7 protein-coding genes and 1 pseudogene are annotated in these 8,507 nt (G+C 59.9%); 6 read left to right on the top strand and 2 right to left on the bottom strand.

Features of this window, described 5'->3' with window-relative positions:
• Positions 1-326: pseudogene (locus Q0J81_RS09200) on the bottom strand (tryptophan--tRNA ligase); the annotation flags it as partial.
• Between the two features lie 38 nt (positions 327-364).
• Positions 365-1,033, bottom strand: coding sequence for a site-2 protease family protein (locus Q0J81_RS09195; protein ID WP_294447363.1), 669 nt, complete (start codon positions 1,031-1,033; stop codon positions 365-367).
• 174 nt (positions 1,034-1,207) lie between these two features.
• Here Q0J81_RS09195 and Q0J81_RS09190 point away from each other — a divergent pair, with 174 nt between their 5' ends.
• From Q0J81_RS09190 to Q0J81_RS09165, 6 genes are all read left to right on the top strand, one after another.
• The gene (locus Q0J81_RS09190; RefSeq protein ID WP_294447362.1) at positions 1,208-3,388 is read left to right on the top strand and encodes an AMP-binding protein; all 2,181 of its coding nucleotides are present in this window, start codon (positions 1,208-1,210) and stop codon (positions 3,386-3,388) included.
• A 37-nt stretch (positions 3,389-3,425) separates the two neighbouring features.
• Positions 3,426-4,136 (top strand): hypothetical protein, encoded by a 711-nt coding sequence (locus Q0J81_RS09185; RefSeq protein WP_294447360.1) that lies wholly within the window; start codon positions 3,426-3,428, stop codon positions 4,134-4,136.
• Positions 4,137-4,266: 130 nt separating this feature from the next.
• A complete protein-coding gene (locus tag Q0J81_RS09180; protein ID WP_294447357.1) occupies positions 4,267-4,392 on the top strand; it encodes a hypothetical protein in 126 nt (41 codons plus the stop codon).
• 141 nt (positions 4,393-4,533) lie between these two features.
• Positions 4,534-6,090, top strand: coding sequence for a 2-isopropylmalate synthase (locus Q0J81_RS09175; RefSeq protein WP_294447353.1), 1,557 nt, complete (start codon positions 4,534-4,536; stop codon positions 6,088-6,090).
• 174 nt (positions 6,091-6,264) lie between these two features.
• Complete coding sequence (gene leuC, locus Q0J81_RS09170; RefSeq protein ID WP_294447351.1) at positions 6,265-7,524, top strand: 3-isopropylmalate dehydratase large subunit; 1,260 nt, start codon at positions 6,265-6,267, stop codon at positions 7,522-7,524.
• Between the two features lie 119 nt (positions 7,525-7,643).
• Positions 7,644-8,153 (top strand): 3-isopropylmalate dehydratase small subunit, encoded by a 510-nt coding sequence (locus tag Q0J81_RS09165; RefSeq protein ID WP_294447350.1) that lies wholly within the window; start codon positions 7,644-7,646, stop codon positions 8,151-8,153.
• Positions 8,154-8,507: the final 354 nt, after the last annotated feature.

Below are 8,507 nucleotides of genomic sequence, written 5' to 3'. Positions count from 1 at the left end.
CAGCGTTCCAGCCAGCCGAGCGGGGTGATCATGGAAAGCAGAAGATGCAGTTCCGCGGTTTCCTTGATGTCGGACTGACGATAAATGGCGCAGTGCTCGGGATCGAGGCCTGCGGAGAGCCAGTCGACGACCATGTCGTGCACGAACTGCGGCAGCCTGGAGGTGTCGGCGTAGTTGCTGGTCAGGGCGTGCCAGTCGGCCACGAAGAAGAAGGCCTCGTGCGTCTTCTGCATTTCGACCCAGTTCTTGAGGGCGCCGAAATAATGACCGATGTGAAGAGGCCCGGTGGGCCGCATGCCTGAAACTGTGCGATCGTTCGCCGTCATGGCGTGTCTCCTGATGAGAATAAAATGGGAATGGGATATCAGAGGCCGACGGCCGTGAGCGCGATGTTCCACGACCAGCGGACCAGAGTCATGAGAAGGGAGCTCAAAATGCCGCTCGCGAGAAGAATGACGAGAATGAGGAAGCCGTAGCGTTCCAGGCGCTGGAACTGCAGGGCGATCTGTCCGGGGAGCAGCGTTTCGAGTATGCGCCCGCCGTCGAGCATGGGAATGGGCAGCAGGTTTATCCATGCAAGGGCAAAGTTGGCGGCGATGCCGGTCTGGAACATTTCCAGCAGAAACTTGCCCGTGGACGTGCCCACGAGAAACTCGGCGGGAGCGAAAAGCAGCAGACGCAGGCACACGGCAAACGCCATGGCGAGCATCATGTTGGTGAGCGGTCCGGCGGCGGAAACGAGCAGCATGCCCTTGCGGTAGTCGCGGAAATAGCGCGGATTGACGGGCACGGGCTTTGCCCAGCCGAACACGAAGGGCGAGAACATGGCCGTGAACACGAACATGGCCGTGCCCATGGGGTCGATGTGGGGCACGGGGTTCAGGGTGAGGCGGCCGAGCATGCGGGCGGTGGGATCGCCGCAGCGCAGGGCGGCCCAGCCGTGGGCCACTTCGTGCAGAATGATGCCCAGAAGAACGGGCACGAAGGCCACGGCCAGATGCGATATTTTTGCTGCTATGCTTGCGTCGAACATGGTGGCTTCCATACCATATTTATTCAGCATCCGCAAGAACGCCCCGTGAAGAGGCGTCTCCGGAGCCCGTGCCGCTCTCGACAAAGTCCCGTCCTTTGGGCATGATGACGGGAAAAGCGCCGGCGCGTCGGGGCGTCCGGCGGAACGACTGCGCCGCATAATCGAGGAGCCCGCATGCTTGGAGCCATAGTCCGTTTTCTTCTCAGAATCATCTATCGCGTGGAGCTGCGAGGCCGCGAGCATTACGACGCCGCCGGAACGCGCACGCTCATTCTCTACAATCCCGGTTCCATCCTCGATCCGCTTCTCATTGCGGCCATGCTGCCGGACCGCATCACGCTTCTGGCCGACAGGGCGCTGGAGCACAAGTGGTGGATGCGGCCGGTATGCGCGCTTACCGACACGCAGTTCTTTGACTTTTCCAGTCCCGCGGCCACGGTGTCGCTCGTGCACGCGCTGGCCAGAAACGGCCGCTGCATGGTCTTTCACAGCGGGCGTCTCGGCAACGATCCGCGCTACACCCGCATTCTGGAAGCCGCGGGCCTCATTGCCGAAAAGGCCGACGCCACGCTTCTGCCCGTGCGCATCGACGGCGCGTCGAGCACCATGTTTTCCTATCTCAGGCACAAGGGCCGCCGCCGCTGGCTGCCGCGCATCACGGTGAGCGTTCTTGAAATGCAGAAGTTCCGGCCGTCGGGCCATCTGCCGCCGCGCGAGAGGCGCAGGCGCATGGGCGAGCGCCTTTACGACATCATGACCGGTCTTGAGTACCGCTCAGGCATGGAGCGCTGCAATCTCATGCAGGCGCTCATGGAAGCCGCGGCCCGCTGCGGACGCCGCTTTCCCATTGCCGAGGATCAGGACAGGCACGTGCTCACCTACGGCGCGCTGCTGCTCAAGCTCTGCGTGCTCGGCCGCGCCTTCCGCCGTCTGTTCCGGGGCGAGGAGAAGGTGGGCTTTCTTCTGCCCACATCCCTGCCCGGGCTCGTGGCCTTTTTCGGACTGCATTCCGCCTCGCTCGTGCCCGCCATGCTCAACTTCACCTCGGGCATCTCGTCCGTGGTGTCCTGCTGCCGCACGGTGCAGCTCTCTTCCGTGCTCACGTCGCGCCGTTTCCTTGCGCTGGCCGACCTCACGGCCATGGAACAGGCGCTCAGGGACGCGGGGCTGCGCATCGTCTATCTTGAGGACGTGGCAAAGAATCTCACGGTTGCCGACAAGCTCTTCGGAGCGCTCAGCGCGTTCTTTCGCGTCTCTCCCTCCACGTCTGCCGAAGCGCCGGCCGCGGTCATGTTCACCTCGGGCACCGAGGGCGTGCCCAAGGCAGTGCTTCTGAGTCACCTCAACATCATCGCCAACCGCTATCAGGCGCTCAGCATGCTCACCATAGGTTCCGGCGACAAGCTGTTCAACTGCCTGCCCATGTTTCACGCCTTCGGGCTCGGCATATGCACGCTTCTGCCCGTCATCGCCGGGGTGAGGGTGTTCCTTTATCCTTCTCCGCTGCATTACCGCATCGTGCCGAGGCTCTTTTACGAAAGTCAGTCCACCATCATCTGCGGCACGGACACCTTCTGCGCAGGCTACGCCCGCTACGGGCAGCCCTACGACTTCTGCCATGCGAGGCTCGTCATCATAGGCGCGGAAAAAATGCGCGAGAGCACCCGCCGCACGTGGCTTGAGAAGTTCGGCGTGGATCTTTTCGAGGGCTACGGAGCCACGGAAACCGCGCCGCTCATTTCCGTGAACACGCCCGCCTACCGCAGGGAAGGAAGCGTGGGCCGCGCCGTGCCCGGCCTTGCCTGCCGTCTTGTGCCCGTGCCGGGCATCGACGAGGAGAACACCGGTGTTTTGTGGGTGAAGGGCGACAACGTCATGCTCGGCTACATGCGCTATTCCGAACCCGGCGTTCTCGAGCCGCCCGTGGACGAAACCCTTGCCGAGGCATATGCCGTGACGGGCAGGGGCGACGACGGCTCGGGCTGGTATGAGACCGGCGACATCGTGCATATGGACGAGGAAGGCTTCATCTTCATACGCGGCCGTGCCAAGCGCTTTGCCAAGGTGGGCGGGGAAATGGTGTCTCTTGCCGCCGTTGAGGATGCGCTCAAGGAAATATGGCCCGATGCCGTGCTCGGCGTGGTGGCCATTCCCGATCCGCGCAAGGGCGAGCAGCTTGCGCTCGTCATCGACACGGAAAACGTGACCACAAGCCGCATCGCCGCGCACTTTGCCAGCCGCGGCCTTTCTCCCCTGTGGACGCCGAAGCGCATCGTGAGCGTGAAGCAGGCGCCGCTTCTCGGCTCGGGCAAGTTCGACTACCGCAAGGCTCTGGAGCTTGCCGAAAAGGGATAGGTAGAGGGGAATATCCCAGAGGAGGAAAAGTCAGGACATGAGCAGAAATATACCCAAAAAGGTTCTTGACGAAATAGAAAGAAGAGCGAAAGAAAGGTGGCAAAATTCATGGCCAGAACGAATTGAGTGTGATATCTCTTCTGAAAAAGAAGCATATATCGAATTTTATGATATTAATTACTCTGAAATTTCATTAAAAGAAAAAAAAGAAATTTTAAATAACGTAAAAAATTTTGAAAGTTGGAGTGAGAAAGTTTATTATATACAAGATGAGATTGAATCAATAAAAGAAATAAGGGAAATTTCTAAAACTTATAAAAATAATAAAGAATTTAATATAATAAAAAAGAATGCAGTTTCAAGTTATAAAGGTAGTTTTTTTGAGCAAAAGGAATATATACTAGAAAAGATAAAAGTAATGAATATTAGAAAAGATGTTGATCCCATAAAAAATATTCTTATTGATATGGAAAAAATTATAGGTAATTCATGTTATAATGCTAATATACAGAATTATATAAGGTGGGGTGAGCTGGAAAGTGAGGGTAGAGAATTTCGCTATCCTGTTACTTTTTATATTAATGGTGAACAAGAGAAGCGTTGGAGTGTAAGTGAAAAAATAAATGCTGAAGATTTACTGACAGGTTATTATGCTTTTGGAGCAAATAGATTGAGTGTTTATAATGCATTATATAAGATATTAAAATATCTTGAGAAAAATTATGGACTATCCTTGCCGAATAAGTAGTAAAAAATTATGAGCAGTATCCACTATAAAAAATAAAAATTTTTTCTCTTCCTTCACATTTTTTCTTGAAAAAAGCCTCCGCATTTCGTAGTCTTTCAAAAAACACGCCGTAAAGGCGAAGGAAATCACGATGAACGTCCGCAATGCCGCTGCCGCCCTTTTGAAGAACGAAGTCAGCTTCGCTTCTTCTCTGCTGCTGTGCGTTCTTCTTTGCGGACGACTTTCCGGTCTGCTGCTGTGCCCGGACATACCGTGATTTCTGACGAATGACAGGCAGAAGGCTGTTCCGTCGGAAGTCGGAGCAGCCTTTTTTATAGCCTCCGTCCGTCCCCCGGGCGACGGAGGATGAAGGATGAAAGCCGCAGGCCCCGCGGCCTGAAAACGCAAGGAGAAAACCATGTCCGACCGCGTCATTATTTTCGATACCACGCTCCGCGACGGGGAACAGTCCCCCGGCGCCACCATGGACCTCAGTGAAAAGATCCGCATCGCCCGTCAGCTTGAAATGCTGGGCGTCGACGTCATCGAGGCGGGCTTCCCCGCGGCCAGCGACGGCGATTTCGAGGCCGTGAAGGCCATTGCCCAGAACGTGGAGAACGCACAGGTCGCAGGCCTTGCCCGCGCCAACGCCAAGGACATCGACCGCGCCTGGGAAGCCGTGAAGTTCGCCCGCAATCCGCGCATTCACACCTTCATCGCCACCTCGCCCATCCACATGGAATACAAGCTCCGCAAGACTCCCGACGAAGTCGTGGACCTTGCCGTGGCTGCCGTGAAGCGCGCCGCGTCCTACACGCCCAACGTGGAATTCTCCGCCGAAGACGCCTCCCGTTCCGACCGTGACTTCCTCGTGCGCATCGTCACCGCCGCCATCGACGCCGGCGCCACCACCATCAACATTCCCGACACCGTGGGCTTTGCCCAGCCCGACGAGTTCGGCGCGCTCATCCGCTACCTCACCGAGAACGTGCCCAACGCCGACAAGGCCATTTTCAGCGTGCACTGCCACGACGACCTCGGTCTTGCCGTGGCCAACAGCCTTGCCGCCGTCAAGAACGGTGCGCGTCAGGCCGAACTGTGCCTGAGCGGCATCGGCGAACGTGCGGGCAACGCCTCCCTCGAAGAGTTCGTCATGGCTCTGAAGCTCCGTCCCGAATATTACGGCGTGGAATGCTCCATTGTCACCGAGCAGCTCTATCCTTCCTGCCATCTGCTCTCGCTCATCATCGGCCGTCCCATTCCGGCCAACAAGGCCATCATCGGCAGCAATGCCTTTGCTCATGAGTCCGGCATCCATCAGGACGGCATGCTCAAGAACCGCAACACCTACGAGATCATGACCCCGCAGGCCGTGGGCCGCAAGTCCACCGACATCGTCATCGGCAAGCACTCCGGCCGCAACGCCGTGCGTACCCGTCTTGAGGAGCTCGGCTACACGCTCGACAACGATCAGGTCAACGCCGTGTTCGCCGCCATGAAGGAACTTGCCGACAAGAAGGCCCGCATCCACGACGAGGACCTCGAAGCCCTGGTCTTCGCCGAAGTGTACCGCATGCGCATTCCGGACCGCTTCCGCCTGAGCAACATCTGCGTGCAGACCACCATGGGTTCCACCATGCCCACCACCGCCGCCGTGGTCATGCAGGATCACGACGAGGAAGTGCGCCTTGCCGGCTTCGGCGTCGGCCCCATCGACGCGGCCTTCAACGTCATTTCCCAGATCTGCGGCACCCATGCCGAGCTTGAGAAGTTCTCGGTCAACGCCATCACCGGCGGCACCGACGCTCAGGGCGAAGTGTCCGTGCATCTGCGCGACGGCAAGTACTCCGCCACGGGCCGCGGCTCCGACCTCGACATCATCGTGGCCAGCGCCAAGGCCTATGTCGACGCCCTGAACCGCCTTGAGCACAAGGAAAAGGACGTCATCAGCTACAAGCAGAATCCCGTCGATTAGTCGTTCATGAAAAGGCCGGGCCCGCGCCCGGCCTTTTTCATCCTGCCTCCGCGTTTCCGGCTCTTCCGGGAAGGCGGCAGGCACCCGTTCCGGGCATCTGCCCGGACGTTTTCCCCGGCCGCCGTTTCAGTCCCGGCGGCGAGAACCGTTCACGTTTTTCCTGGAGATGGAACCATGGCAATGACCCTTGCCCAGAAAATACTTCAGATGCATACCGACGAAGAGGTCCGCGAGCCCGGACAGATCGTGGAGTGCTCCCTTTCCGGCGTGCTCGCCAACGACATCACCGGCCCTCTCGCCATCAAGTCCTTCCGTGCCATGGGCGCGACGAAGGTGTTCGACAGGGACCGCGTGTTTCTCGTCATGGATCACTACACCCCGCAGAAGGACATCGCCTCGGCCAATCAGGTCATCGTGTCGCGGCGCTTTGCCGAAGAAATGGGCATCACGCACTACTATGAAGGCGGCTGCGCCGGCGTGGAACACGCGCTTCTGCCCGAAAAGGGCCTCGTGAAGCCCGGCGACCTTGTCATCGGCGCGGACAGCCATACCTGCACCTACGGCGGCATAGGCGCGTTCTCCACCGGCCTCGGCTCCACCGACATCGCCTGCGGCATGGTGCTCGGCAGGCTGTGGTTCAAGGTGCCCGCCACCATCCGCGTGAACATCGAGGGCACCATGCCCCGCTGGATCCGCGGCAAGGACCTCATCCTGCGCCTCATCGGTGAAATCGGCGTGGACGGCGCGCTGTACCGCGCTCTGGAATTCGGCGGTTCCGCCCTGAAGGACGTGGACATTGAAGGGCGCCTCTGCATGGCCAACATGGCCATCGAGGCGGGCGGCAAGTGCGGACTCTTCCCCTCCGACGATCTTACCGCCGAATACTGCCGTGCCCACGGCACGCCCGACCCCATGCGCCTCGCCGCCGACGAGGGCGCGGAATACGAGCGCACGGTCACCATGGACGTGACCGGCATGGAACCCGTGGTGGCCTGCCCCCATCTGCCGGAAAACACCCGTCCCGTTTCCGAGCTTTCCGACATCACCGTCGATCAGGTGGTCATCGGCTCCTGCACCAACGGCCGCATTTCCGACATGCGCGACGCCGCCGAAGTGCTGCGCGGCCGCAAGGTGGCAAAGGGCGTGCGCTGCATCGTCATTCCCGCCACGCCTTCCGTGTGGCGTCAGGCCATGGACGAAGGACTCTTCGAGGTGTTCTCCGACGCAGGCTGCGTCATCAGCACTCCTACCTGCGGCCCCTGCCTCGGCGGCTACATGGGCGTGCTCGGCGACGGCGAACGCTGCATTTCCACCTCGAACCGCAACTTCCGCGGCCGCATGGGCAGCCTTGAGTCCGAACTTTACCTCGCAAGCCCCGTCGTGGCGGCCGCTTCCGCCGTTACCGGCGTCATCACCGGCCCCGAGGCGCTCTAGGCACCGGTCCTTTCGAAGCCGGAAACGCTTCCGCTTCGGATCCCCGGAAACAACGAATCTCTGCGGGACGCCGTTCCCGCACACCTCGCGCCCCGCGCGGGGAAATACAGGAGTCATCCATGTCCTTTACCGGAAAAGTCCATAAGGTCGGCGAGCATATCGACACCGACGCCATCATCCCGGCCCGTTTTCTCGTGACCACCGATACCCGCAAGCTCGGCGAGGCCTGCATGGAAGGCCTGGAACCCGGCTGGGTCAAGCGCGTGAACGAAGGCGACATCATTGTGGCCGGCCGCAACTTCGGCTGCGGCTCCTCCCGTGAACACGCCCCCCTCGCCATCATCGGCGCGGGCATACGCGCCGTGGTCGGCCACAGCTTCGCCCGCATCTTCTACCGCAACGCCTTCAACATGGGCCTCATGCTTCTTGAGGTGGGCGACGAGGTCAATAAGATAAACGACGGCGATACCCTTGAAATCAGCCCCGAAACCGGCACCATCCGCGACCTCGACAACGGCGCCGAAATCCGTATTCCCCCCTTGTCTCCCATGATGCAGACCCTCATCGACAAGGGCGGCATGGTCAACTACGTCAGGGAACAGCTCAAGCTCCGCGGCGAAGCGGAGTAAAGGTAGAAAAGGCATGAGGGGGGAATGGTAGCACTGCTGTCGCCATCCGTAAGGCGCGTACGCGCCAACGGCTGCCGCTCCCCCCGCGCCCCTCGGTTCCGTCGTCGGGCTGCGCCTGCCGACAGACGGGAGTCTTGAGAGCGTTGCGCCCGGCCCTGCGCCGGGAGCGGCTCTTTTTTTATGCGCCGGGGAGGGGAAAGGCAGAAAAGGCATGCGGGGGGGGAATGGTAGCGCTGCTGTCGCCATCCGTAAGGCGCTCGCGCCAACGGCTGCCGATCCCCCGCGCCCCTCGGTTCCGTCGTCGGGCTGCGCCTGCCGACAGACGGGAGTCTTGAGAGCGTTGCGCCCGGTCTC

Source organism: uncultured Mailhella sp. (assembly GCF_944324575.1).
Taxonomy (GTDB): domain Bacteria; phylum Desulfobacterota; class Desulfovibrionia; order Desulfovibrionales; family Desulfovibrionaceae; genus Mailhella.
Note: the sequence above shows the minus strand (reverse complement) of the source record. Positions and strands in the feature narration are given on the sequence as shown.

What these genes read in the sequence shown, in the direction of transcription:
- Q0J81_RS09195 (WP_294447363.1), bottom strand. Translation starts at nt 1,033, where the DNA reads ATGTTCGACGCAAGCATAGCAGCAAAAATATCGCATCTGGCCGTGGCC.
- Q0J81_RS09190 (WP_294447362.1), top strand. Translation starts at nt 1,208, where the DNA reads ATGCTTGGAGCCATAGTCCGTTTTCTTCTCAGAATCATCTATCGCGTG.
- Q0J81_RS09185 (WP_294447360.1), top strand. Translation starts at nt 3,426, where the DNA reads ATGAGCAGAAATATACCCAAAAAGGTTCTTGACGAAATAGAAAGAAGA.
- Q0J81_RS09180 (WP_294447357.1), top strand. Translation starts at nt 4,267, where the DNA reads ATGAACGTCCGCAATGCCGCTGCCGCCCTTTTGAAGAACGAAGTCAGC.
- Q0J81_RS09175 (WP_294447353.1), top strand. Translation starts at nt 4,534, where the DNA reads ATGTCCGACCGCGTCATTATTTTCGATACCACGCTCCGCGACGGGGAA.
- leuC (WP_294447351.1), top strand. Translation starts at nt 6,265, where the DNA reads ATGGCAATGACCCTTGCCCAGAAAATACTTCAGATGCATACCGACGAA.
- Q0J81_RS09165 (WP_294447350.1), top strand. Translation starts at nt 7,644, where the DNA reads ATGTCCTTTACCGGAAAAGTCCATAAGGTCGGCGAGCATATCGACACC.